The organism is Thermosynechococcus sp. GLH187 (genome assembly GCF_031583395.1).
Lineage (GTDB): Bacteria > Cyanobacteriota > Cyanobacteriia > Thermosynechococcales > Thermosynechococcaceae > Thermosynechococcus.
In genome coordinates, this window is record NZ_CP134175.1 from 2,342,203 (window position 1) to 2,367,590 (window position 25,388).

The window sequence follows — 25,388 nt, forward strand, 5'->3', positions numbered from 1 at the left end:
ACAAGTTCCTACACGCCAAAAAGAACTTAAGGATTATTTAACTATGGTTACCATGCAAACGATTCACTGTCCTCACTGTGGTAAATTAGCCCTTCGCCAACGCTATGGCTCCGTGAGTCACACCCAGTGTCCCCACTGTGATTACGTCCTAACGATGTGCGATCGCACAGGACGGGTGCTAGAGGCCTACACACCTGAAATTACCCATGTGGGTCAGTATGGCGCCAACCTCACCTGCACCATAGAGCGAACACGGGCACTGTGCTAGCAAGAATTCATTAGAAGAATCTAAAGATTGATGAGGAAAATCCTGAGAGTTGTTAAGATAGTTTACATATGGCTATCTTACTTCTACTGGTACTGGCATTGGTGCTGTGGTCGGTGCGACTCCTCCACGGTGCCTACCGCCTCCGGGATTTTTCCTTACTGCTGGCCAGTGGCCTCGTGGCCATCTCAGCGGGAGGCGTGATTTTTGTCTATAGCCTGATGAATGGCTGTGTCGGCTATCTCAGTCAAGGGCAGCCCATTCCTGAATCCGATGCGCCTGTCATTCTGTCTGATGTGGCCTACTTTGAGAGTGCCTCTGGAGCAACGACCCCAACCTTTAGCCCCTAGGTCTGACTCACGATCCAAACGTAGGCGATCGCCAGCGTCAACACTGTGAGCGGTGCACCAAAGCGCAAGTGCTGCCAAAAGGAAAACCGCTGTCCTGAGCTAGCAGCGGCCTCAACTGTAATTAAATTAGCCACAGCACCAAAAAGCGTAAGATTGCCCGCGAGGGTACTTGTGGCTGCCAGTAGGTACCAGAGTTGATCGGCACCTTTGGGGATAAACTGTGCGAGCAGCAGCACCGTGGGCACGTTAGAAATTAAATTTGACAGCAGTGCTGTAATCACCACGAGGGGCAAGGGCTGATTCACCCAAGGGCGCAAAACGGCTAATAAATCAAAGTTTTGAATACAGCGGGTAAGAATAAACAGACCCGCAAACAGAACCAATAGTGACCAATCCACCTGAGCAAGGATGCGCTCTGGCTTCACCCGACGGGTGACCAGTAAAGCTGCTGCCGCCAAAAGAGAGGATTCTGCCAAGGGAAAGCCGAGCAGAAAGGCCAAAAACATCAGCCCAGAGACAATCAGTGTCTTGTGGAGTAACCCTTTTTGCACCTGCACCGGTTGGAGCGTAGCCAATGTACAGGGTTGGCGCGATCGCACCTCCGGATAGAGCCACCCCAACCAAGCCACTTGCAGCCCTAACCCCAGCACTGCGACGGGAACCATCACTTGGGCAAACGGCAGATATCCTAACTCGGAAAACGATCCCACGAGGATATTTTGGGGATTGCCGCTGAGGGTGGCCACAGAACCGATATTGGTTGCGGCGGCGATCGCCAGCAGATAGGGCACTGGATTTAAGCCCAAGACATGGGTAATGCGCAGGGTTAAAGGCGTCGTCACAAGGGCAAGGGTGTCGTTGAGAAAGACCGCCGACAACATTCCTGTAGCTACAGTGAGAAACACCAGTAGCCCCAAGGGACTGCCACTAAAGCGCACCACCGTCACCATCGCTATTTGAAAAAAGCCGCTCAAGCCCAGATAAGCATTGACAATCATCATGCTCAACAGAAACACAATGGTCTGGGGATCAATGGCTTGCCATGCAGTGGGTAGATCAATCGCCCCTAAGGCAATCAAAAGAGCCGCACTCACAAGGGCGATCGTTGCGCGATTCATACATAGCCCCGGCACCCCCCCAAGGGCTAAGGCACTGTAGCTGAGGGCAAGGATCAGAAGTTGCAGGAGAGACCGCAGCACCTACTGTTGGGTTTGAATTTTCTTGGCCTCTGGGGCATCGAGCAATTCCCCAAGCGCTGCCATGTCATCACCGTCATATTCCCGCTTCCACAACAGTTGGGAAATTTGGTTTTCAATGGCTGAGGTTAACACTTGGGTTTCGAGCACCCGTTGCACTAAGCGTTGGCTCATCATAGGGGTTCAGCAGCTTAGACAGTCGTTCTCTAGGGTAGCCCATTGGCTGTGGGGCAAATGGAAGGAACCACTTTCTCAAGTGGCACAATTTGCTATAGTGGGGTCACTGGGATCAGCAAAGCGTTGATCCTAAGCTGGGGATCGTTGTCCCGTCAATAAATCGTGTTTCGATAAATTAAGGAAAGTTGAAATTCTAGGATACACCAGATATACTAAAGGGCGACTTTTGTAAACTCAATAACAGTTCTTTGAAGGCAAAGGAGGTAAGGCAACTTGGCCAGAAGACGGAAGCGGAAGAGCCGGCGGCGTCTCGAAGGACGCAAAATCCTTGAGTGCGTACCTCAATATAGCATCGAAAGTGGCGAAGATAAACCTGTGACAGCGGCACGAAAATTTATTCAAGCCAAGGGGATCACCCCACCCGCTTTACTTCTTGTTAAGCGGAATGAGCACACCACCGATCGCTACTTCTGGGCAGAAAAGGGCTTGTTTGGTGCGCAGTACGTTGAAGAAAACCACTTTTTATTCCCTAGCCTAAGGGAACTGGCAGAAGAGAAAATGGCAGCCACGACTCGTTAGGCTGTTTTTTTTACAAACATCTGTTTTATTGAGGAGTCAGGATCTGTTCTTGACTCTTTTTGCTTTGGTAGTGAGAGGATCTAGGGTGTGGTCTAAAGATTTGATCTTTTTACGCCATTTACTTATGGCAATTTGGAAACTGTCCCCTACAATAGAAATAGCGGAGACGCACGTTTCCGTTCACTCCTCACACCACACCCCGCCTGGACAGTTATTGGTTCGGGCGGCTTCCTTTTAGATATGAAATGGAATACCGCATTTATCATCAAACTAGCTACACCTACAGCGCCCCTGTTGCCCTTGCCCCCCATGATTTACGCTTGATCCCGCGTAGTGATGGCCACCAACGCCTGCGATCGCTCTCCCTCCAAATTTTACCAACTCCCCAAGGCCAAAGTACTGTCCTCGATGTCCATGGCAATCACATTCAACGCTACTGGTGGTCACCACAGCCCACCACCTCCCTGATGATTCAGGTCACCTCTGAAGTAGAAACCTATTGCGACAACCCCTTTAACTATCTGCTTGACTCGTGGGCAGTCACCCTCCCTTTTAACTATCCGCAGCGACTGGCAACTAGCTTGCATCCCTATCTATCACCGTCAGTGGATCCTGTTGCCTATGAATTGGCTTGGCAAATTTTAGCCAGTGGCGATGGCAGTGTCCTCACATTTCTCAGTGACCTCAATAACAAAATTTACCGTACCTGTCAGCACCAAATTCGTGAAACCGGTGCCCCTTGGCCCCCCTGTGTGACTTGGGCAAAACAAATGGGTTCCTGTCGCGATACAGCCGTCTTGTTTATCCATGCCTGTCGGGCTGTGGGCTTAGCGGCGCGGTTTGTCAGTGGCTATCAGGAAGGAGACTTGGATAATCCTGAACGGCACCTCCATGCCTGGGTAGAAGTGTATTTGCCGGGGGCAGGCTGGCGCGGCTATGATCCCACCCACGGCCTAGCGGTGAGCGATCGCCACATTGCCCTTGTGGCTGCCGCTGATCCGACGGATGCTGCCCCCATTCAAGGTACCCTGCGGGGACAAGGGGTGACCTCAACCATGACCTATCAACTACAGATTCAGCGCCTCTCCTAGGTATGGAAGAAAAAGGCGGTGCCGAGAATCCCATAGGTGGCCAACAGCAGCGCCCCCTCCAGCCAGTTGGAGCGGCCATCTAGGCTAATCACATTAGCAATCACGACCGCAATAATCACCGTCACCACTTCAAAAAGACTAAAGTTTAAATCCATCGGCTGACCAATAAACTGGCCAATCAGCACCAGCACAGGTGCCACCAAGAGCGCCACCAAGAGGGATGAACCCAAGGCGATGGACACGGACAAATCCATATTGTTTTTCAGGGCAACCCCCACCGCAGTCACATATTCCGCTGCACCGCCCACCAACGGCAAGAGGATGACCCCAGTAAATAGGGGCGTTAGACCCAAGCCCTCCGTTGCTGCTTCAACTGCGCCGACAAAAATTTCTGACTCAAAGGCTACGCCAATCGTGGCAATCATTAGAACCGTGATCCACAGGGGCAGGTTCGGCTTTTCATGGTGCCCCGCTTCGTCCCCCAGTTCCACCTGACTGACATCGTAAAGATAGCTGTGGGTTTTCAAAGAAAAGAGTAACGTTAGTCCATAGACCAGAATCAGAATGATGGCGGCCACCACTGACATTTTGGAAATTGCGGTTGGCGGCACACTGCTGGAGGTGTAAATGACCATTGCCGGTAGGAGAATCGCGGCGATCGCCACCGTCATTGAGGAAGCATTCACCCGTGCCACCACTGGGGCAAAGGATTGCTCCTTGTAGCGAATGCCCCCCAGCAGCATGGATAACCCCATCACCAGCAAAAGGTTCGCCATCAGGGTGCCCGTAATACTGGCTTTGACAATATCCACTAAGCCCGCTCGCAGCGCCACAATAGCAATAATCAGTTCCGTTGCATTGCCAAAGAGGGCATTCAAGAGGCCACCTATGGTTGGTCCTGTGGCAAGTGCCACCTCCTCTGTTGCGGTGCTCAACCAAATCGCCAAGGGCACGATCGCCAGTGCTGCCAAAATAAAGACGGTGAGGGCACCCCATGCCAGTTTTTCAGCGGCAATAGAGAGGGGAATAAACACCAAAAAACCAATCGAAACCAGTCGCTTCATGGGGGCACCCCTTACATGGTGAACGGAGAAAAATCTCCTCTATCCTAGCCTGCGGTTTGATGAATCCAGCCCAATTCGCGGGAAATGATGCTGATGCCTAACCACTGCGCAGGATCACCCGCTGATTTTGGCGGGCGACAAGGGAAAGGGTGAGAGGGCCAGCGGTATAAACAGAGGTGGGGGTAACTGCACTAATATCAATCGTCCCTTGGTGATCTTTGAGGTCGAGGACAAATTTCACCAGTTCAATTTGGCGAAAGGAGCCAACACTGCCAGTGACCGGATCGGGGAGGACACCCGAGGCGATCGCCCGCTGATTACTGACCGTAAACAACTGATCCAAGCGTTGCAAAATTTGCTCATCGGTCATCTGGCTCGGATCCAAGGAAATGGTAGCTAGATTCTCACCCTCGCGGAAAACCTCCTGATTGCGCGCCACTTGGGGCACCACAAGAATATTACTTTCCCCCTGTAGATAATTGGCCGCAGCTAAAATGCGCACCACATAGGGCTGGCCATCACTAATTTGGCTGCGCAGGCGGTTCACGTCTTCGGTGGTAATTTGAATCACCTGATCCGTCGGTTTGAGGTTCTGGGGACGATTCAGGACAATGGCATTGCGTCGCGCCTCCCGCAGGAGCTCTTCAATAACTTGGGTGGCCTGAGCCGGATCCTTGACATTTTGAATCACCGCAGAGGCCAAGACTTGCCCCGTGCGAATGGCGATCGTCCCCCGCCGTAATCCTAGCAAAAGGATGCTCACGTTTTCCTCAAGGCGTTGGCGACTGGCCTCAAGGGCAGCAATTTCCTGCTGAAGCGTGCGCTGTTGATTGCGTAACACCTGCTGCTGCTGATTGGCAACGGCCAGTTGATCCTGAATGCGATCAATCTCTGCTTGGAGACGATCCTTTTGACCTTCCACCTCGGCAAGGCGCTGTTGAGCCGTGCGAATGGCAGTTTCTAGGGCTGCTTTTTGGCTAGCCACATCCTCGAGGCGGCCTTGGATGGCTTGTCGCTCCCGTTGCAAACGCTGAATTTCTTGCCGCAGGCGTGCCCCTTGGGCTTCAAAGTTTTCGAGGTCTTTTTGGGCTTGGGTGTAGCGGTCTTGAAGTTGCTTGAGTTCTGCTTCTGTGAGGGTTTGACGATTGACGGCCTGCTCTAGGACTTGGTTGGTTTGACTAAGGCGTTGGCGAATGTTGGCCAGTTCAATTTGGGATTGTGCCAGTTCCGCCTCAATTTCATCCTTTTGGGCACGGGTTTCGGCGAGTTCTTGTTCAGCCGCCGCTTGTTGACGGCGAATCGTATCAATGCGCAGCACGCCATCGCGCAATTCACGGCTGAGGGCAAAGAGGATGGCAAGGGTGGAGGCAGAAATTAAACTGCCTGTGAGAATGGTAATCAGGACAGCCGTCTGTCGAGGCCGCAAATTAAACCAGCTCAATCGGGCTTTGCCCACTTTTGAGCCAAGGCGATCGCCCACCGTCGCGATCGCGCCCCCAAGAATAATCACGGCCAACACCAAAACATACCCAGCCATATTTCGGGTACTGCTGCCACTCCCCAACTATACTTTCTACAGTATGTGCCGATGCTGCCCCCTATAACGGTTTGGGCAAATCACTTTGACTGAAATCAACCGATGCCAAAAATTGCTACTTGGAACGTCAACTCAATTCGCACTCGCCTTGACCATGTGTGCCAATGGTTAGACACCACTGGAGTGGACTATCTCTGTCTTCAGGAGACCAAAGTCACAGATGCTGAGTTCCCGCGTCAGCCCTTTCTGGATCGTGGGTATCAAGTTTATTGTAGTGGCCAAAAGGCCTACAACGGGGTGGCCATTCTCAGTCGTCAGCCTCTTGCGGGCGTAGAAGCAGGCTTTGCCCCCCAATTACCCAGTCACAGTGAGTTGGATACGCAAAAACGACTGATTCGCGCCCAATTAGCTCCTGATGTCACCTTGGTAAATGTCTATATTCCCAACGGTGGAGAGTACGACAGTGAGAAATACCACTATAAGCTGCACTGGTTAAAAACCCTCCATGTCTATCTCGAGCAGCTCACTGCCCAAGGGGAGGTGATTCTCTGTGGTGATTTTAATATTGCCCCAGAAGATAAAGACCTTTTTGATGCCAGCGATCGCGCCACAAAAGTGGGAGCCACCGACGCCGAACGCAACCTTTTAGCGGCCATTCGTAACCTTGGCTTCCACGATGCCTTTCGCCACTTTACCGAGGAGCCTGGGCACTACTCTTGGTGGGATTATCGGGCGGGTGCCTTTCGCCGCAATCACGGCTGGCGCATTGATCACCTCTACCTTACCCCTAGCATCACAGCCCGGGCCTGCAACTGTTACATTGATATTGCCCCGCGGCGCTTACCCAAGCCCAGTGATCATGCACCCGTGATCCTAGAGATTGAATAGAGGCTGTACAGTGGGCTGGCGCAGCCATTCCGTTAAATCCTGCACCCCTTGGCCGTAGGTGAGATCAAAGGTCAACGGCGTAATACTAATCAAGTTTTGGGCAATGGCTTCCACATCCGTGGGGGCTTGATTGGGGTCTTGGGGATATTCTTCAACCACTTCACCAGCGAGCCAGTAGTAGGTTTTGCCGCGAGGGTCAATGCGCTTCTGGAACAGGTCATGGTAGCGCCGAATCCCCTGTCGTGTAATGACAACGCCAGCAATTTCACTGGCAGGCAGCGCCGGTACATTCACATTGAGGAGCATCTTTGGGGGCAGGGGGGCGGTTTCCAGCGCCTTGAGCAGACGACTGGCAAAGTCAGCGGCTGGCTGAAAGTCATGAACTGTGAAACTGGTGAGGCTAATGGCAATACTGGGAATTCCCTCAATCACCCCCTCCATGGCAGCAGACACCGTGCCGGAGTAAAGAATATCCGTGCCGAGGTTGGAGCCTTGGTTAATCCCAGAAACAACAAAATCTGGGGGTTCCTCTAGGAGGGCACCAAGGGCGAGTTTGACACAGTCAGAGGGGGTACCGGAGCAGGCCCACGCCTTAATACTGGGGTGAAAGCGATCGCTAACGACTTCGGCGCGAATCGGATCAAAGACCGTGAGGCTATGCCCTGTAGCAGAGCGTTCGCGATCCGGACACACAACCACGACTTCATGGCCAGCGATCGCCAGCGTATCTGCTAACGCCCGAATACCGGGGGCAAAGACCCCATCATCATTAGCAATGAGTAACCGCATTTCCTGCCCCCTGAATCGTGAAGTATTGGCAAAACATTACAGTTGATTGCAAATCGCAACACCCTCCCTGAGAAATGTTAACCTCTAAAAGGGTTAAGTGACGCACCCCACCCTGCCGAACAGTTTGAACGCACCATTCCTGACATGACCGCTTTTGGGGATTGACAGGATCTATGGAACGCCTACTGAACTATCAGTTGAAGGAGAACACTGTGTCTGTGCATCAAAGTCATCCGCTACTCCGCGAAGACCTCAGCGAATACGTTGCCCATTTGCAACTGCACATGGCACTCCAAGCGCGCAATTTGGTGCCTGCCCTGAAACACACCAGCGACAGCCGCGAGCAACTTCTCCATCAAACCCAAGCCACCTTTGAGAAGCACGTCTCCCGTCAAAGCTATATTGGCTAAAGCAATTTTTCTCTGTGCTCAAAAATTAAAACCGATGATATCTAAGCAGGAGTGATCTTGCTGCTTTTTGCGTTCGTTGGGGGAGTTGCTCCTCTCACCACTTTGAGGAACGATCGCAACAGAGTACACTAGGGACGATATTGCTATTTGTAACACTCTTGCCAGCGTTCTCAGGAGGTTTTATGGCGCGGACAGAGTCCACGATGCTTGCCCTTGGTACTGTTGCTCCCGATTTTCAGCTGCCCGATGTGGTGAGTGGGCAAACGATTTCCCTCAGTAGCTTTGCCGATAAGAAAGCCCTACTGGTGATGTTTATTTGTCGCCACTGCCCCTACGTAAAACACGTCCAAGAGGAACTGGCGAAGCTGGGGCGCGACTACAAAGACACAGACTTAGGGATTGTTGCCATTAGTGCCAATGACGCTGCCAACTATCCCGATGATGCCCCAGAGTCCCTGAAGGCGATGGCCACTGAACTAGGGTTTACATTTCCGCTTTGCTACGACGAGAGCCAAGAAACGGCCAAGGCTTACACGGCAGCCTGTACACCGGACTTTTTCCTGTTTGATGGCGATCGCAAGCTTGTGTATCGTGGACAGCTCGATGATAGCCGCCCCCAGAATGGCTTACCGGTGACTGGGAAAGACTTGCGTGCAGCCATTGATGCCGTGTTAGCTGGTCAAACCCCCAGCGAAGATCAAAAACCGAGTCTCGGCTGTAATATCAAGTGGAAAGCGGGGAATGAGCCCGCCTATTATGGCTAAGGGTCAAGGGCAAACAGGGGGGCACTTTTGTTGCCACTTCTGAGTCATTAACCTACTGTTATAGGAATGCCAATGGGTTTGGCTGTGTTGACGCGATTTGTTTTTTAGGTGTGAGCAGTGAATAACCAACTTTTTTCGCCAGTGCGAATGCAGCCAATGGGGGCTGCCCTGAAAACGGTAGCAGTGGCAATGGCAACCGTGGCGATCGCCCTCGGTTCTTTGCATCCCAGTCGTGGCCAAGAAGCCCCGCCGCCTGAAAACCAACCTGCGGAAACTCCAGCATCCCCAACGCCACCAGCGGCAGAGCCTGTGCCTGAAAGCCCTCCCGCAGCAACCCCAGCACCGCCCACCCCGCTACCTGTGAGCCAGCCCCCCGCTGATGAACCTCAAGTTCTCATTGCCGAAGTGGTGGTTGAAGGCGCCACACCCGAACTTGAGCAATTGGTGTATCAAGTCATTCGCACTCGCCCTGGCAGTACCACCACCCGCACGCAACTACAAGAGGATACCAACGCCATCTTTGCCACGGGCTTTTTTGCTGATGTCAATGCCGTCCCCAGCGATACTCCCCTCGGTGTGCGGATTACCTTTGTCGTGCGCCCCTATCCAGTACTGCGAGCCGTTCAAGTAGCGGGCAACCAAGTGCTCACCCCAGAAAAAGTCAACGAGATTTTTGCACCGCAAATTGGTCGCACGCTCAATCTAAGAGAGCTACAGTCTGGCATTGAGCAAATCAACCGGTTCTATAGGGACAATGGCTATATCTTGGGGCAGGTGGTTGGTACACCCCAAGTCGATCCCGATGGGGTTGTGACATTGCAGGTGGCTGAGGGTGTGGTTGAACAGGTCACCTACCGCTTCCTGAATAAAGAAGGAGAGCCGACAAAACAGCGTACCCGTGACTTTGTGATCAGCCGTGAAATGGACACCCAGCCCGGCGTGGTTCTCAACCAAAATACCGTGCAAGCAGATTTGCGACGCCTTTTTGAATTGGGACTCTTTGAGGATGTGCAAGTTGCCCTTGAACCCGGTCAAGATCCCCGCAAGGTTAACTTGATTTTGAATATCAAAGAGCGCAATACGGGCAGTATTTCTGCTGGGGCGGGCTATAGTTCCGCTGCGGGGCTATTTGGCACAGTGGCATTCCAACAAAACAACCTCTTTGGTCGCAACTGGAAATTTGGTGTTGAAGCCCAAGGGGGGACGGAAGGGGAGTTTCTCTTTGACATTAACTTTACCGATCCTTGGATTAAGGGGGATCCCTATCGCACCTCCTACACCGTGAGTGCCTTTAACCGCCTGACAGTGCCCACCACCTTCACCAATGGCCCAATTGATGTTCGCTTGCCCAATGGTGACTTTCCGCGGATTAACCGCTTGGGGAGTGCCGTTTTCTTTACGCGACCCTTTACGAAGGATCGGGATCAGATACGCACCGCTTGGACCGGTTCCTTGGGGCTGCAATATCAGCGGGTTACCTCCCTAGACAGTGGTTTTAGCCGCTTTAATACGGATGCTTCAGGCAACTGCTTAACCTTTCCAGACAATGGTGTTTGCCGTGGTTTTAATGACCTGTTTACGGTGCAGGCGGCAATTCTGCGAGACCTGCGCAATGATCCGCTGCGGCCAACGAGTGGTCAGGTGATTCGCTTAGGGGTGGATCAGTCAATCCCTGTGGGGGCAGGCAACATCTTAATGAACCGGGTGCGCGGCAGTTATAGCTTTTATATCCCCGTGAAGTTTCTGCGCATTGAGGGGCCACAAACCCTTGCCTTCAATATCCAAGCGGGCAACATTTTTGGCGATTTGCCTCCCTATGAATCCTTTACAATTGGCGGCGCTAATTCGGTGCGCGGTTGGGAAGAGGGGGCAATCGGCTCCGGGCGCGCCTTTGTGCAAGGAACAATAGAGTATCGGTTCCCCATTTTTAATATTGTTGGTGGCGCCCTCTTTGTGGATGGGGCCAGTTTGCTCGGTACCCAACGCAGCGTACCCGGTCAGCCGGGGATTGTGCGCGGTAAACCCGGAGAGGGGCTAGGCTATGGCGGCGGCCTGCGGGTGAATACCCCCCTAGGCAATATCCGCATTGACTTTGGCTGGAATAATGAAGGGGGCAGTGCCTTCAGCTTTGGCATTGGCGAGCGCTTCTAGGAGAAATACCCATGGTAACGACCTCTGTACCAACGGCACCGACTGCAACTGCACAGCAAACTCTTGGAAAGGCTGCCCAATGGTCAGGGGTAGGTTTGCATTCTGGTCAATCAGTTGAAGTGACCTTGAAACCCTCACCCGCCAACACGGGGCGACAGTTTGTGCGCCTTGATCTGGAGAGACAGCCCGTGATTCCTGCTCAGATTGATGCGGTTCAATCCACTCAGTTGGCAACGGAGTTGGTCGCCAATGGCGCCAGTGTGCGCACGGTTGAACATCTCTTGGCAGCGCTGGCGATCGCTGGTATTGATAATGTCACGATTGAGATCACAGGCTCTGAGGTGCCGGTGCTCGATGGCTCGGCGCAACCTTGGTTAGAAGGCATTCAAAGGGTCGGTGTTGTCCCTCAGGAGATTCCTCGGCCAGCAGTCATCTTGAAGGAACCTGTCACCATTTACGAAGGAGCAGCCTTTGTCAGTGCCATTCCTGCTCCTGAGCTACGCCTCACCTATGGCATTGACTTCCCCTATGCGGCGATTGGTCGCCAGTGGTGTAGCTTTACCCCTTCAGAACTAGCGGTGGCCGTTGCCCCTGCCCGTACCTTTGGTTTTGCCGAACAAGTGGAGTATCTGCGCAGCCAAGGCCTGATTCAGGGGGGCAGTTTAGAGAATGCTCTGGTGTGCAGTGCCAGTGGTTGGGTCAACCCGCCGTTACGCTTTGCCGATGAACCCGTTCGCCACAAATTACTCGATCTTTGGGGAGATTTAGCCCTCCTAGGGACACCCCCCATCGCGCATTATGTCGCCTATCGGGCGAGTCATCATCTGCATACCCAATTGGCACGGGCGATCGCCCAACAGATGGTTTAGTCGGCAACCATTCTCCCCTATGATTTGTGTATATCTTTGATGTGAAGCTGACCCCTATCCCTATGCCAACGTTGACTGACTCCCCACCCACCACTGTGCTGACGGTAACGGATCTCCAGCAATTGCTCCCCCATCGCTATCCCTTTCTGCTGGTGGATCGCATCATTGACTATGTTCCAGAAAAGTATGCCGTGGGGCTGAAAAACGTCACGATCAACGAACCCTTTTTCCAAGGGCACTTTCCCGGTCGCCCAATTATGCCGGGGGTGCTCATTGTGGAAGCCCTTGCCCAAGTGGGAGGGGTTGTCCTGATGCAGATGAATTGGGCAAAGGATAAGCTCTCTGTGTTTGCGGGCATTGATAAGGTGCGCTTTCGCCGTCCCGTCCTCCCCGGCGATCAGTTAATCCTGCGGGCCGAGCTTCTTGTTGTCAAGCAGCAGCGCATCGGCAAAATGCAAGGACGGGCTGAGGTGAATGGTCAATTGGTCTGTGAGGGCGAGATGATGTTCTCGCTGGTGGACTAGTCACAATCAATGATGCAAACACTGATCCATCCTACTGCTGTCATTCATCCCAGTGCCGAGCTACATCCCACAGTTCGGGTCGGCCCCTATGCCGTGATTGGCGAACAGGTGCGCGTTGGTGCCCATACTGAAATTGGTGCCCACGTGATTATTGAAGGGCCAACGGAGGTGGGGGTAGGTAATCGTATCTTTCCGGGAGCGATCATCGGCACGGCTTCTCAGGATCAAAAATATACGGGTGCCAATAGTGCCCTACGTATTGGGGATTACAACACCATTCGCGAGTTCGTGACGATCAACCGTGCCAACGGCGAAGGGGATGCCACAATTATTGGTAACCACAATCTGTTGCTGGCCTATGTCCATGTGGCCCATGATTGTGTGATTGAGGATCAGGTGGTGATTACAAATGCGGCCTCGATCGCGGGCCATGTTTGCATTGAATCAAAGGCTCGCATTGGCGGTATGGTGGGCATTCATCAGTTTGTCCATATTGGCCGCTTGGCAATGGTGGGAGCTATGGCACGGGTAGATCGCGATGTGCCCCCCTATATGCTGGTGGAAGGTCATCCGGCGCGGGTTCGTGCCCTCAATCAAGTGGGGCTGCAAAGAGCGGGGGTGACGGAGGCAGAAATGCGCAACCTCAAGGAAGCCTTTCGGATTCTCTATCGGCGGGACTTGCCCCTTGCCCAAGCGATCGCCCAATTAGCAACCCTACCCCCTTCTGAGCATTTAGAGCATCTACAGCGCTTTTTAACCTATGCCCGCGAAGAGGGACGGCGCGGCTTAACCCCCAGTGGCCGGGCGACAACGGATTAAGTCTCTAGTTGCCACCGACTCAACGCCATGCCTGCTGTGGTGCTTGTCCATCCCCAAATTCCCCCGAATACAGGCAATATTGCCCGCACCTGTGCTGCCACCCACACACCGCTGCATCTGATTGAACCCTTGGGCTTTGAACTCAGCGATCGCTACCTCAAGCGAGCTGGTCTTGATTACTGGCCCTATGTCACCTTGCACTGCCACCCCGACTGGCCGACGTTCCTCAAAACCACCCATAGCGGGGGGCGTCTGATTGCCTTTGAGCCTTCAGCCCAACAGATTTACTGGGACTTTAGCTTTGCTGAGAGTGATTGGCTGATCTTTGGCAGCGAACCCGATGGCATCCCCGCCGAAGTCTTAGCGACCTGTGACGCCTTTTTGAAAATTCCCATGTGGCAGCCGGCGGTGCGCAGTTTGAATCTCTCGGCTTCGGTGGCGATCGCCCTCATGGAAGTTTACCGCCAACTCTATTCCTCAACTGCTTGATGACCGAATCACTCCCCCTTGATGATTCCCATATTTTAGACAACGGCTGTATCTGGTACTTTGCCTACGGCAGCAACCTCTGTACCGCCCAAAAAAAACGTCGCATCGGTACCGTCCCCACTGCTGAAGTTGCTGAACTGCGGGGCTATCGCCTTGTGTTCAATAAACGCAGTAATGATGGCACTGGCAAAGCAAATGTTGTCCCTGATCCTCACCGTTCTGTTTGGGGTGTGATTTATCGCTGCACAGAAGCAGACATTGAACGCTTAGATTTTTACGAAGGTGTTAAGTGGGGACATTACCGCCATGAATTTGTTAGAGTCATAACGTCCACGGGTCAGGCGATAACAGCTCTGACTTATGTGGCAGGGGAGGATTTTATTGATGAAACCCTGTGGCCTTCAGCCGACTATTTAGAGACAATTCTCCAAGGGGCAAAGGAGCATGGGTTTCCTGTTGAGTATGTTGCTGAGCTGTGGCAGTGGAAAAACCGAATATGAATACCTCATCATCTTCCAGTGCAGTTGCCACCAAACCCCCACAAACTGAGAAACGGCGCCGCATTTTTCGGATAGTGCGGATTGGCTTGGGGGTGACGCTCATTGGCTTAGCGGTCTATCTCCTCTGGTGGCGACAGCGCAATGTGGTCAGTCGTGTCGGCTACCTCAATGGCACAGTGATTACCCTCTATGCCACGATCCCCGGCACCCTAACCCTAAAAGACTTGCGCCCTGGCGAACGCCTGAATGCCGGTACGGAAATTGGTACCATCCGCAACGATCGCAATCCCCAACTGGAAACCGATCGCCAAAATCTAGAAACTCGACTCAATGTCGCCCTTTCCCAGCAGCAGGGACTGCAACAGAAACGCAACAGCCGTATGGCTCTGATTTCTCAACTCGATCGCTATCAGCAGAGTCAGCAAACCCTTGAAGTTCGCTTTGCCCAAGAGGCAGTGCAGCGTACCCTAGGGGAACTGCGCCAAGCCCAAGAAGCTCTGGCCATTGCCCGCATTGAAGCCGATCGCTATACCAGCTTAGTGGAAACAGGGGCTGTGGCGCGCCAACTCGCCGATGAAGCCGTTTCCCGTGCCAAGCAAGCAGCGAAATTTGTTGAGAGTAAACAGGCCGAACTGCGCCGCCAACAAACAGCCCTACAAGCGGCTCGCCAAGGACTGCAACTCGATGCATCACGCACCTTTAGTTTTCCCCAGATCCGTTTGATTGATTTGCAAGTTGAACTGGTCGATATTGAGGTTGAACGCTTGGCAGTGGCCACAACGATTGCCGAGCTACGCCGTGAAATTGCCAATATCAAACAGCAACTCTCCCTGCAACGCCTTGCCCCCGTGACAGTACCGACGACCGCAGTGGTTTGGTCAGTGATCCACAAAACAGGGGATTTGGGTATTCCCCTGACCGCAGGGGATCCGATCGTTAAAATTCTCGACTGTAGCGATGTTTGGGCAACGGGCTTGGTGGCGGAGCGGGATAATCCTCGCCTGCGGGTGGGTCAGGAAGCAACAGTGCGCTTATTGGATGGGAGCGATCGCCGGCTAACGGGGATTGTCCGTGCCATTCGCGGCGGGCCAGGTAAAGTCGAAGTGGGTGAAAATGTGGCTGTGCCCCCTCCCGATCTAGTGCGCAATGAACTGGCGGTTGATGTTCAACTCTACAACCTACCAGAGGACTTAACCGCTGAGCGTTTCTGTGGTGTGGGTCAAAGTGTCGAAGTGGTGTTTGGAACCTAAATCATGCGCCTCAAGTCGTTGCAAGCCGATGGCTGGCTCTTGCTCTTAGGCATTCTCGCCCTCCTAGGGGTACTGCTGTGGCAAGTGAACTGGCGGGATTTACTACCGAATCTTGTCGGTTTTTGGCAGGGCGGACAAGCCATCATGCGCCCCCAAGGAACCACACTTGAGGCTTTACTGCTGCCGGCGTTTGTCTGGTTGGCAATCACGTTTCTCCTAAAGGAACTCTCCCCTAAACCGACCTTCTGGTCACGGCTGATTGTCAGTGTGGGTCTTGCCCTATTGGGGATTCGCTATGAACTCTGGCGCCTGTTGAATAGCCTCAACTTGGATGATCCCCTCAATGGCACGATCTCCGTCGTTCTCTTTTTGGCAGAATTGCTGACAGTTCTCAATAGTGTGGCCTTTTTCTTTCACTGTATTTTCTCCATTGACCGCACACCCGCCGCCGATCGCCTGAGTCAAGCCGTGATTCGCGGTGAGTATTTGCCTTGGGTGGATGTGATCTTACCGACCTACAACGAAGGGGTGGATATTTTGCGGCGTTCAGTCATTGCCTGCCAAGCCATGGACTATCCCCACAAGCGCGTCTACTTGCTGGACGACACCCGACGGCCGGCGGTGCGTGCCCTAGCTGCAGAACTGGGCTGTGAATATCGCGATCGCCCCGACAACCGCCATGCCAAAGCTGGCAACATTAACCATGCACTGCCCACACTCACGGGGGAGTTGATTGCCGTCTTTGATGCCGACTTTGTGCCGAGTCGCAACTTTCTCACCCGCACCGTGGGTTTTTTCCAGGATGCGAAAACGGCAATGGTACAGACCCCCCAACACTTTTTCAATGAGGATCCAGTGACTGTGAATCTAGGGCTAGAGGGGATTCTCAACAACGAGCAGACGCTGTTTTTCCGCTTTATTCAGCCCAGCCGCGATTACTGGGACTCTGTGGTGTGCTGTGGCACCTGTTTTGTGATTCGCCGCCGTGCCCTCGATGAAATTGGTGGCATTCCCACAGACAGTATCACCGAAGACTACATGACAACCATTAAGCTGCAAAGCCTTGGCTATCGCGTCAAATACCTCAATGAAGCCTTGGCGGCGGGGATGTCGCCGGAGACGATTAGTGCCTACATTAACCAACGCTTGCGCTGGGGGCAGGGCACACTGCAAATGCTCTTTTTGGGGGGCAACTTTTTCACTGCCCCTAATCTGCGGTTAACGCAGCGCCTCTCCCATTCCTTGAGTATCATCTACTGGTTTCTTTCCATTCCGCGGGTGATCTTTCTTTTGGCACCGTTGGCCTTTTTGCTCTTTGGTATTGCTCCCTTGCGAGCAACGGTGAACGAGATTCTTTACTTTTACTTTCCCTACTATCTGGGGAATATCATGGCGTTTTCTTGGCTGACTGAGGGTCGCCGCTCCGCTTTTTGGTCGGATGTCTATGAAACAATTATTGCCTTTCCCATGGCCATCACGGTGATTCGCACCCTCATCAATCCGCGGGGCAAAACGTTTAAGGTAACGCCCAAGGGGATTGTGGATCCCCACCGCATCAATGTTAATTGGCCACTCATTCGCCCCCTGCTGGTGATTGCCCTTTTGACGATTGGGGGCTTGATTTGGCGCAGCTCTTCCCTTCAAGAGACGAATGTCAATCCCGATAGTTTGGCGGTGAACATGGTCTGGTCAATCTATAATTTGTCACTTTTGTTGGTGTGTATGCTGGTGGCCATTGATGTACCGCAGCGCCGTTTTACCCGCTTCCTGCGGACTGAACCCTGCGAACTCATTGTTGGGGGCGATCGCTATGTCGGGCAAACTGTGGATATTTCTGAAGAGGGCGCCCGCTTACAAATCCGCCACTGTGACACTTGTCAGGAAAACCATGCTTCACCGCAGGGATTACGAACCTACAGTGCCCAATTTCGCCTCTTGCCTCCTAGCGAACTCGCAGATCTATGGCTCTCGGCAGAGCTGCGCTGGCACGATCAGGAGCGCCTGATTCAACTTCAGCAGGGGGCGAGCAGCAACCCTGTCGAAATGCGCATTCGCTTTCTGGATCTATCCTTGGCAGAGCACCGTCGTCTCATCCCCTACCTCTACTGCCAACCGGGACAATGGGATGAAATTCGTGTGCCTGAAATTAAGACCGCTTGGGCAATGATTCAAAGCGTCTTTCGCCTGCATCCCCTTGCGGAAAGTCGCTAGCCCATTGTTGAATTTTTGCTTTAATTTTTCGGTATAGGCTTAGTTTTGCTAAAGCATTGGGTACACTAGAGGTAAGTTCCCTAAATGGATTAGCACCATGGTGAAAAATTACATCTGTCCCATTCTTGCCAAGCCAAAGCGGCCATATTTTTTAGCCTACGAATTCGCTGCAATTATTCTAGGCAGTCAGAAATTTTGCTGATAATTAGTCTTGCATGTAGAAGCATTGTTATTCATCAAATCAATTAACACGACTGCTACATCCAAGATTCATTGATCAAAGCATTGAAAATAGTTGAAATCTAAAGAGTTGCTCACCCGATCGTAATTTTGAGGTCGTGGCGTTGTTCAACTCTGAGTGAGTACAGGATGTAGAGCTTCATCCCAACTGACTGTGTTCCCATGAAGCTACTTGAAACTAACAACCTATCCCCTAGGGTTTCTCAGCCATCGAGGCCGCCTACGCCACAGGCACCTGCGCGATCGCGACGTATTAGCCCTGATCTGTGGCTTTTACTGTTGGGCAGTGGCACATTTCTGGCCGTCCTGCTGAGTCAACTGGATTGGCAAAACTTTCTACCCAACTTAGTCGGTCTTTGGCACGAGGGGAAAGCGCTGCTGCGGGCTGACGGCACGACGCTTCAAGCACTCCTATTGCCCACACTAGTCTGGATTGCCATTACGTTCTTCCTGAAGGAGATTTCCCCCAAGCCCAATTTTTGGTCGCGTTTTATTGTGGGTTTGGGGCTGACCCTGTTGGCACTGCGGTATATCCTCTGGCGTTTTTTTAACAGCCTCAACCTAGATGATCCCCTCAATGGCACGATTTCGATTCTTTTATTTATTGCTGAACTACTGACCCTAACAAATACCATTTGCTTTTTTGCCCTGTGTATCTTTTCCAAAGACCGCAGCTCTGAGGCCGATCGCCTAAGCCAAGCCGTGATTCGGGGGGAGTATTTGCCTTGGGTGGATGTGATTCTGCCCACCTACAACGAAGGGGTGGACATTTTGCGGCGTTCAGTCATTGCCTGCCAAGCCATGGACTATCCCCACAAGCGCATCTACTTGCTGGACGATACCCGACGGCCGGCGGTGCGTGCCCTAGCTGCAGAACTGGGCTGTGAATATCGCGATCGCCCCGACAACCGCCATGCCAAAGCTGGCAACATTAACCATGCGCTGCCCACGCTCACGGGGGAGTTGATTGCCGTCTTTGATGCCGACTTTGTGCCGAGTCGCAACTTTCTCACCCGCACGGTGGGTTTTTTCCAGGATGCGAAAACGGCAATGGTACAGACCCCCCAACACTTTTTCAATGAGGATCCAGTGACTGTGAATCTAGGGCTAGAGGGGATTCTCAACAACGAGCAGACGCTGTTTTTCCGCTTCATTCAGCCCAGCCGCGATTTCTTTAACGCCGTTGTGTGTTGTGGCACCTGTTTTGTGATTCGCCGCCGTGCCCTCGATGAAATTGGCGGTATCCCCACCGACAGTATCACCGAAGATTACCTCACCTCGCTCTATTTGCAGGGGCGTGGTTATCAGATCAAGTATCTGAATGAAGCCCTCTCAGCAGGAATGTCACCAGAAACCATCAGCGCCTATATTAACCAGCGATTGCGGTGGGGACAAGGTACCCTGCAAATACTGTTTCTCAAGGACAACTTTTTTACCATTCCTAACCTCAACTTCCTGCAGCGTTTTTACCATAGCCTTGGCGTGCTCTATTGGCTGCTGTCGATTCCCCGCCTGATTTTTCTCTTGTCACCTTTGGCCTTTTTGCTCTTTGGGCTGGCGCCGCTGCGCGCCACAATTAACGAGGTAGTGTACTTTTACTGTCCCTACTATTTGGGCAATATCATGGCCTTTTCTTGGCTTACCGAAGGCCGCCGCTCCGCCTTTTGGTCCGATGTTTATGAAACCATCATTGTCTTTCCCATGGCCATCACAGTGATCCGCACCCTGATCAGTCCTAGGGGCAAAACCTTCAAAGTCACGCCTAAGGGGATTGTGGATCCCCATCGCATCAATGTTAATTGGCCAGTCATTCGTCCCTTGTTAATCATTGCCGCTCTGATGATGTTTGGTCTCATTTGGCGGAGTTCGCCTTTGCAAGAGACGCTGGTCAATCCCGATAGTTTGGCCATTATCATGGTCTGGTCTAGCTACAACTTTCTCTTGATTTTGGTCTGTGCTCTGGTGGCCATTGATGTGCCGCAGCGACGACATCCGCGGTTCCTGCGTTCTGAACCCTGTGAACTCATCGTTGGGGACAACTGCTATGGCGGACAAACGGTTGACCTGTCTGAGGAGGGGGCACGAATACGCCTCAATAGGTTGCCGGCGGAGTTGTTAGATGACCCCCGAGGCGAACTGCACTTTCTAGCGCCGAGCCCTTTGGTCTACTTGCGCTTACCGATCCAACTGCGGTGGTCAAGAATGGTGGCGTTAGGAAAAAACGCCACGGCTCTAGAGATTGGTGTGCAGTTTCTTCCCTTTTCTTTGCCAAAGCAACGTCGCTTTATTCGTTATCTTTACTGTCAACCCGGCCAATGGGATGAAGTTCGTGTGCCTGAGATTAAAACCGCTTGGGCAATGATTCAAAGTGTCCTTCGCCTGCATCCCCTCGCCGAGAGCCGCTAACCATTGAGAAGGGTGAGGAGATTTTGAATCGCCATACTGGTAGCGCGAATGGCTGCATGGATATTGGCGTTTTTTGGCTCCACTTGTAGCAGATAGGCCAAGCTGGATTGGAGATACGTCAGCGCCATCTGAATGTTGGGATCAATGTGCTGGTAGGTTTGGGGCGGGTAGGGCTGACCATAACTGGGATGGGCATAGCCAACGGAGTGCTCGTAGTTGGCCGCTGGATACCCTTGGGAATAGTCATAGTTGGGGTGGGGATAGCCCACAGAATGCTCGTAGTTGGCCGCTGGATACCCTTGGGAATAGTCGTAGTTGGGGTGGGGATAGCCCACGGAATGCTCGTAGTTGGCCGCTGGATACCCTTGGAAGTAGTCATAGTTGGGGTGAGAATAGCCGACGGCGTGCTCGTAGTTGGCCGCTGGATGGTCTTGGGTGGCTTCAACCGGTTGTGCAGGCTCAGAGGGGGTTGAAACTGTTGCTGCAACTGCAGGTACTGGTGGCGCTGACGGCAAAATGACGGCGTGATCTTCTTCCTTCTCCGGTTCGCCAGCAGGGGAGGCAATTGGCGTTGATGGGGTGCCACTGGCCTTGGCAGCCATAATTTCCGTAGCCTCAAGGATTTGGGTGGGGGCGCTGTCAATGTCTCCCATGCGTTCTCCCCGTTTGTAGGCACTGATCTGACTGGGACTCTCGGCGGTGTCTTTTTCCTCTTTTTTTAGCCATACCAGAAAGTCAGAGGCACTGTAGGTGGCTTCCCCGCCCAAGGTACGAATGGCAACAAAGCCATTGGCCGCATTGACGCTTTGAATGGGATACCAAGTGCCCCGATAGAGAATCATCGCATCCATCCCAAGGGAGTTACCCCCTGTCAGAGCGCCGCGTCGCTTACCCCGTGCCCAGCGGTCTTTCCACAGCACTCCCGCTTCGGTGTATTGGATCACATAGCCTTCGGGAACGGTGCGATGTTCGTAACGTAAACATCCGGGGGTTTGAGCCACGCCGACTTGGAAGATCTCATAGTCTACCATTACCTCTTGAATCAGAGGCCGATAGGGGGAGGCATCTCGTACTTCAATGGCAAGGGTGGGGGCATCTGTTTTCACCCGAGCAACAATGCCATCTTTGTAGGAAATCAACTGAACTTCATCAAAGGTGGTTTCGACGCGCAGGTGCCGATTCGAGAGCATTCGCGAATTTTTCTGAATCAAGTCTTTAATAAATTGGTCTATTAATTCGCGATCGCCCATAGTTTTTGCTTTGAATCACGGCAAGAAGACTGCCACTGGGCCTAAGGGACGTGCCCCCTTCCTTTCATTATATTCCCTATGAACTTCTTTCTATGAAGGGCATTGCTGAATGCAACTTTGCGACGCTAGACCCGTTCTTGCATAGTGGCCACAGGTTGGTTGAGGAACACTATTGGCGTCAGTGTAGGACAAAAAGCTTGCTGCCAACAACCGTGAATCTACGGATGAAAGGTTTGCAAATACTCCCGCAGCCGCTGCAATGCCTGACCCCGATGACTGACCTGTTGCTTTTCAGTGGGACTCATCTCGGCAAAGGTACGCTGCTGACTGGGCACCCAAAAGATAGGATCGTAGCCAAACCCCCCCCGACCGCGGGGCGCCGTTAAAATCTCGCCTGCACACCGTCCTTCGGTCGTAACGGCAATCGTGCCATCGGGACGCGCGAGGGCAATGACACAAATAAATTCAGCGGCGCGATCGCTGACACCGGCCATTTCCCGTAATAGACGCTCAATACGCTCAGCATCCGTCGCACCGTAGCGAGCCGAGTAGATCCCCGGTGCCCCCTCAAGGGCATGAACGGCTAGCCCCGAGTCGTCGGCGATCGCCCACGTTCCCAGCTCCTGAGCGGCAGTGGTGGCCTTCAAACAGGCGTTGCCCACAAAGGAATCCGCAGTTTCAGCAATCTCAATCGTGGCTGGCAGGGGCAGCAACTCCCCAATCCATGGCTGTAACCAGCCTTGAAACTCTCTGACTTTACCGGCATTGTGACTGGCTAAGACCGCTTGGGCGAGAATGGGCATTTCCTAAGGACGACGCTGCAACTGAATATGATCTTGCCGCAAACTGACATCAAAGTGCTGGAGAAAATCCTGCCCCAATAGGCCAATGGTCATTTCAGGCCCAGCGACAGCAACGGGCACTTGCTTCCGATGAAAACCGCCGACGCTGATGGATTGGACATAGACCACTGGCAGCACCACTTGACCATTCGCGGTATGAAACAGGCGATTATCCACCACTTGAGCGGGGGTAATGCCTAAAGCGCGTGCCATCGATCGCGTAATCACTGTCATACTGGCGCCTGAATCCACTAGCATCTCAAACCGTAACCGTTGATTAAACATCACTGGGATAACGGGAATTCCTCCCTGCCGCCGCAGAATCGGTACGATGCCACTGGGCTGGGTGATCACTGTTGCCATGGGCGGAGCAGGGGTTCGGGGAAGTTGTTGCAGCCGCACCAATTCTTGACGATAGCTAGTAAGGGCTGGCGCCTGTTGGGGATGGGCACGAATGACCTGATCGAGAATTTGCACCGCTGTTGCCCAGTCTTGGCTGGCGATCGCCCGATAAAAACTTTCTGGCAGTGCCACCACAGGCACCCCCTTGGCCGGGGCAATCAGGAGCATCATCCCCGCCAGCGTTGCCAGTGCCCAATATCCGTGTTGTTGGGTCATAATTTTCTTCGTACCCTAGGATCAATAGTAGCGAGATAAGCGTTGGCTATTCTAGGCTGCCAATGAGCACGCAACCTTCGCCACAACTGAGTCCTGAAGACTATCTGCAACGGGAAACCCAAAGTGGGGTCAAGCACGAATACATCAACGGTCAGATCTACGCAATGGCAGGGGCAAGCGATGCCCATGTCACCTTAGCCTTAAATTTGGCAACTCTGCTACGACCAACGGTGCGCCAACGGGGCTGTCGTCTCTACATTTCAGATATGAAAGTGCGTCTGGAGCAGCGAAATTGCTTTTACTATCCGGATCTTTTTGTTACCTGCGATCCACGGGATCGGCAAACCTCTCTCTATAAATCTTTTCCTTGCTTGGTGATTGAGGTGCTCTCTCCTTCAACAGAGGCCTTTGATCGCGGCGATAAGTTCCTTGACTATCAAAGCCTTGAGACGCTAGAGGAATACGTGCTGGTCAATACTCGTCAGCAGCGGCTAGAGACCTTTCGTCGCAGTACCTCGGGCTTATGGGTTTGGCAGGCCTATTCCCCGCCACAAAATTCGGTTGAACTCAAGAGCATCGCTTGGCAAGGCCACTTGTCTGATATCTATCAAGACGTGACCCTTGAGGAGGAGTTGAGGAGTTGAATTAAAAGTTGGTGTGAATCGCCTCCATCGGACACGCGGTCACACATTGCTCACAGACAATGCAACGGGAGCGGGTAAATTGGAGTTGAAACGTCTCTGGATGCAGCGTCAGCGCCTGAGTGGGGCATACCCCCGTACAGAGGCCACAGTGGACACAGGCCTGCTCATCAATCACAATTTCACGGCTGGCAAGGGAAACCTCAATATTCTGTTGCCGCAACCATTCTAGGGCGGCCTCCATTTGATCAATGTCCCCAGCCAACTCTAGAACCAGTTTGCCCACTTGGTTAGGTGCCACTTGGGCGCGAATGATATTGGCAGCAATGTTAAAGTCCTTGGCTAGGCGATAGGTGACGGGCATTTGAATCGTCCGTCGAGGGAATGTCAATGTGACTCGCTTTTTCACTGGTTGAAGCTTTGCATCGCAGTACAGCCCTTTCCACAAGTATCGCACACTCGCAACGCTGTGAAAGTTAGTGCACAGCCCTTTTCATAGGAATTGAAAATGAAAAACCACTAAATTTTGTTTACTAGTCTATAAACCTAAAAGCCATCTCCAAGGTGAAATTGTTACCCTGCTAGATAGGGATGAGATAGAGAATTTTTGTCAAAATTTAATAAATTATTAAAAATGAACATCGCAAAGAAAAACGAATCTCAAATCAAGCTAGAAGGTTCATCCGTTGCTGATGAAATGGCTCTTTTATGGATGCTTGCTGGCTTGATAATCATCTTCTTAAAATTATACTTTTCTCCCATCCTTTCAGTACAGTTGAGTTGTCAGCGCACTGAAACGAAAGATATGACCGCCACTGCCCAGTGCTGAGTTAAAGAATATTGGTTTTGGGGATTGTATAAACGAAATGAAATGTTAGTTGAATACGTCTCAGGGAGTAACATTGAAATCAAAGAGGAAATAGTTCGACGTGGTCACCGACGGAAATATTGCGCTTCTTGGAGCCTAGAGGATCATGGGGGTTCCTCTGTTGGTGGATGGGGTGGGGGAGATTGTGGTGCGATGAAAGCGGCACAAGACTGATTATCAAGATTCCTGTAGTCTAATCGAGAAACCTAGACGTATACCTATAGAAACCGTGATTGGTTACCGAGTGCAATTATATCTATTTTGACTTTGCCTTTGACGGTTAACTTCTTAGCAGTCTCTTATCAGCGATTCTACTATCCTCGTATGTCAGAGTTGTTGAAATATAAGGAAACATTAATCATTGATCGGTCTACAAGAAAGATTATATGGGAGAATCCGAAAACCAAATTTCGCAGAGAATATGACTTTCCCGATATAGAGGCAATGATTGTCCAAAAATATGTCGAAGTGATACAAGGCAGGCATGACCGTTCTTGGGAACAGAATCATTTCAAGATTTACTTCACTCTTAATGTGCCGGGGCCTCCTCGCAGAGTGCCTCTTTATCAAGGATGTAACGATGCCATAGCCGAATCCCTT

Annotated in this window: 26 protein-coding genes; 17 read left to right on the top strand and 9 right to left on the bottom strand. The window is 52.3% G+C overall.

The genetic code is table 11. The features are described from left to right. The first annotated feature begins 43 nt into the window (after positions 1–43). Both RHI63_RS11495 and RHI63_RS11500 read left to right on the top strand, forming a co-directional pair. Positions 44–268: a replication restart DNA helicase PriA gene (locus RHI63_RS11495; RefSeq protein WP_149819579.1), complete on the top strand. Its 225-nt coding sequence runs from the start codon at positions 44–46 to the stop codon at positions 266–268. Between the two features lie 68 nt (positions 269–336). Continuing rightward, positions 337–615, top strand: a complete 279-nt coding sequence (locus RHI63_RS11500; protein ID WP_206200271.1) for a hypothetical protein — start codon at positions 337–339, stop codon at positions 613–615. Here the strand turns inward: RHI63_RS11500 and RHI63_RS11505 are convergent. Both RHI63_RS11505 and RHI63_RS11510 read right to left on the bottom strand, forming a co-directional pair. Beyond that, positions 612–1,814, bottom strand: coding sequence for an anion transporter (locus RHI63_RS11505; RefSeq protein ID WP_206200272.1), 1,203 nt, complete (start codon positions 1,812–1,814; stop codon positions 612–614). The genes RHI63_RS11500 and RHI63_RS11505 overlap by 4 nt on opposite strands. Continuing rightward, positions 1,815–1,988, bottom strand: coding sequence for a hypothetical protein (locus RHI63_RS11510; RefSeq protein ID WP_310744576.1), 174 nt, complete (start codon positions 1,986–1,988; stop codon positions 1,815–1,817). It abuts the gene before it with no gap. A gap of 273 nt (positions 1,989–2,261) precedes the next feature. Between RHI63_RS11510 and RHI63_RS11515 the strand changes: the two genes are divergently transcribed. Beyond that, complete coding sequence (locus tag RHI63_RS11515; RefSeq protein WP_149819587.1) at positions 2,262–2,567, top strand: DUF3155 domain-containing protein; 306 nt, start codon at positions 2,262–2,264, stop codon at positions 2,565–2,567. A 245-nt stretch (positions 2,568–2,812) separates the two neighbouring features. Next, complete coding sequence (locus tag RHI63_RS11520; protein WP_206200274.1) at positions 2,813–3,658, top strand: transglutaminase family protein; 846 nt, start codon at positions 2,813–2,815, stop codon at positions 3,656–3,658. On the opposite strand, the gene cax is transcribed toward RHI63_RS11520, so the two are convergent. Then, positions 3,655–4,722 carry a calcium/proton exchanger gene (cax, locus tag RHI63_RS11525; RefSeq protein ID WP_206200275.1) on the bottom strand — a complete coding sequence of 356 codons (1,068 nt, stop codon included), beginning with the start codon at positions 4,720–4,722 and terminating at the stop codon, positions 3,655–3,657. The two genes, RHI63_RS11520 and cax, sit on opposite strands and share 4 nt — an antisense overlap. Before the next feature lie 97 nt (positions 4,723–4,819). Beyond that, complete coding sequence (locus RHI63_RS11530) at positions 4,820–6,259, bottom strand: DUF3084 domain-containing protein (RefSeq protein ID WP_310744577.1); 1,440 nt, start codon at positions 6,257–6,259, stop codon at positions 4,820–4,822. A 102-nt stretch (positions 6,260–6,361) separates the two neighbouring features. Between RHI63_RS11530 and xth the strand changes: the two genes are divergently transcribed. Beyond that, positions 6,362–7,147 carry an exodeoxyribonuclease III gene (gene xth / locus RHI63_RS11535; protein WP_310821616.1) on the top strand — a complete coding sequence of 262 codons (786 nt, stop codon included), beginning with the start codon at positions 6,362–6,364 and terminating at the stop codon, positions 7,145–7,147. Here the strand turns inward: xth and surE are convergent. Then, the gene (surE, locus tag RHI63_RS11540) at positions 7,133–7,936 is read right to left on the bottom strand and encodes a 5'/3'-nucleotidase SurE (RefSeq protein WP_302677506.1); all 804 of its coding nucleotides are present in this window, start codon (positions 7,934–7,936) and stop codon (positions 7,133–7,135) included. The two genes, xth and surE, sit on opposite strands and share 15 nt — an antisense overlap. Positions 7,937–8,109: 173 nt before the next feature. On the opposite strand from surE, the gene RHI63_RS11545 reads away from it, so the two are divergent. The 11 genes from RHI63_RS11545 (at position 8,110) to RHI63_RS11595 (ending at position 20,569) form a co-directional block, all read left to right on the top strand. Continuing rightward, positions 8,110–8,346: a hypothetical protein gene (locus RHI63_RS11545; RefSeq protein WP_225901576.1), complete on the top strand. Its 237-nt coding sequence runs from the start codon at positions 8,110–8,112 to the stop codon at positions 8,344–8,346. 182 nt (positions 8,347–8,528) lie between these two features. Beyond that, positions 8,529–9,110: a thioredoxin family protein gene (locus tag RHI63_RS11550; protein WP_206200279.1), complete on the top strand. Its 582-nt coding sequence runs from the start codon at positions 8,529–8,531 to the stop codon at positions 9,108–9,110. A gap of 117 nt (positions 9,111–9,227) precedes the next feature. After that, positions 9,228–11,261, top strand: coding sequence for a BamA/TamA family outer membrane protein (locus tag RHI63_RS11555; protein WP_310744578.1), 2,034 nt, complete (start codon positions 9,228–9,230; stop codon positions 11,259–11,261). Between the two features lie 11 nt (positions 11,262–11,272). Continuing rightward, complete coding sequence (lpxC, locus tag RHI63_RS11560) at positions 11,273–12,130, top strand: UDP-3-O-acyl-N-acetylglucosamine deacetylase (protein WP_206200281.1); 858 nt, start codon at positions 11,273–11,275, stop codon at positions 12,128–12,130. 62 nt (positions 12,131–12,192) lie between these two features. Beyond that, positions 12,193–12,654 (top strand): 3-hydroxyacyl-ACP dehydratase FabZ, encoded by a 462-nt coding sequence (gene fabZ, locus RHI63_RS11565; protein ID WP_206200282.1) that lies wholly within the window; start codon positions 12,193–12,195, stop codon positions 12,652–12,654. A gap of 12 nt (positions 12,655–12,666) precedes the next feature. Further along, on the top strand, positions 12,667–13,473 hold the full coding sequence (gene lpxA / locus RHI63_RS11570) for an acyl-ACP--UDP-N-acetylglucosamine O-acyltransferase (protein ID WP_206201699.1): 807 nt from the start codon (positions 12,667–12,669) through the stop codon (positions 13,471–13,473). Positions 13,474–13,500: 27 nt separating this feature from the next. Beyond that, complete coding sequence (locus RHI63_RS11575; RefSeq protein WP_149819613.1) at positions 13,501–13,962, top strand: tRNA (cytidine(34)-2'-O)-methyltransferase; 462 nt, start codon at positions 13,501–13,503, stop codon at positions 13,960–13,962. After that, positions 13,962–14,462, top strand: a complete 501-nt coding sequence (locus RHI63_RS11580) for a gamma-glutamylcyclotransferase family protein (RefSeq protein ID WP_206200283.1) — start codon at positions 13,962–13,964, stop codon at positions 14,460–14,462. The genes RHI63_RS11575 and RHI63_RS11580 overlap by 1 nt, the downstream gene beginning before the upstream one ends. Continuing rightward, the gene (locus tag RHI63_RS11585) at positions 14,459–15,712 is read left to right on the top strand and encodes an HlyD family efflux transporter periplasmic adaptor subunit (RefSeq protein ID WP_310744579.1); all 1,254 of its coding nucleotides are present in this window, start codon (positions 14,459–14,461) and stop codon (positions 15,710–15,712) included. The genes RHI63_RS11580 and RHI63_RS11585 overlap by 4 nt, the downstream gene beginning before the upstream one ends. Before the next feature lie 3 nt (positions 15,713–15,715). After that, the gene (locus RHI63_RS11590) at positions 15,716–17,923 is read left to right on the top strand and encodes a glycosyltransferase (protein ID WP_310821617.1); all 2,208 of its coding nucleotides are present in this window, start codon (positions 15,716–15,718) and stop codon (positions 17,921–17,923) included. A 402-nt stretch (positions 17,924–18,325) separates the two neighbouring features. After that, positions 18,326–20,569: a glycosyltransferase gene (locus tag RHI63_RS11595; RefSeq protein ID WP_310821618.1), complete on the top strand. Its 2,244-nt coding sequence runs from the start codon at positions 18,326–18,328 to the stop codon at positions 20,567–20,569. Here RHI63_RS11595 and RHI63_RS11600 read toward each other — a convergent pair. The 3 genes from RHI63_RS11600 to RHI63_RS11610 form a co-directional block, all read right to left on the bottom strand. After that, entirely contained in the window at positions 20,566–21,819 is a 1,254-nt protein-coding gene (locus RHI63_RS11600) for a hypothetical protein (protein ID WP_206200287.1), read from the bottom strand. The two genes, RHI63_RS11595 and RHI63_RS11600, sit on opposite strands and share 4 nt — an antisense overlap. 218 nt (positions 21,820–22,037) lie before the next feature. Next, a complete protein-coding gene (gene rdgB / locus RHI63_RS11605; RefSeq protein WP_310801038.1) occupies positions 22,038–22,622 on the bottom strand; it encodes an RdgB/HAM1 family non-canonical purine NTP pyrophosphatase in 585 nt (194 codons plus the stop codon). 3 nt (positions 22,623–22,625) lie between these two features. Beyond that, positions 22,626–23,279 carry a TIGR02281 family clan AA aspartic protease gene (locus RHI63_RS11610; protein WP_206200289.1) on the bottom strand — a complete coding sequence of 218 codons (654 nt, stop codon included), beginning with the start codon at positions 23,277–23,279 and terminating at the stop codon, positions 22,626–22,628. Between the two features lie 62 nt (positions 23,280–23,341). Here RHI63_RS11610 and RHI63_RS11615 point away from each other — a divergent pair, with 62 nt between their 5' ends. After that, positions 23,342–23,923: a Uma2 family endonuclease gene (locus RHI63_RS11615; RefSeq protein ID WP_206200290.1), complete on the top strand. Its 582-nt coding sequence runs from the start codon at positions 23,342–23,344 to the stop codon at positions 23,921–23,923. Between the two features lies 1 nt (position 23,924). Here the strand turns inward: RHI63_RS11615 and RHI63_RS11620 are convergent, their stop codons facing one another. Beyond that, positions 23,925–24,329, bottom strand: coding sequence for an NIL domain-containing protein (locus RHI63_RS11620; protein ID WP_206200291.1), 405 nt, complete (start codon positions 24,327–24,329; stop codon positions 23,925–23,927). Between the last annotated feature and the right edge of the window lie 1,059 nt (positions 24,330–25,388).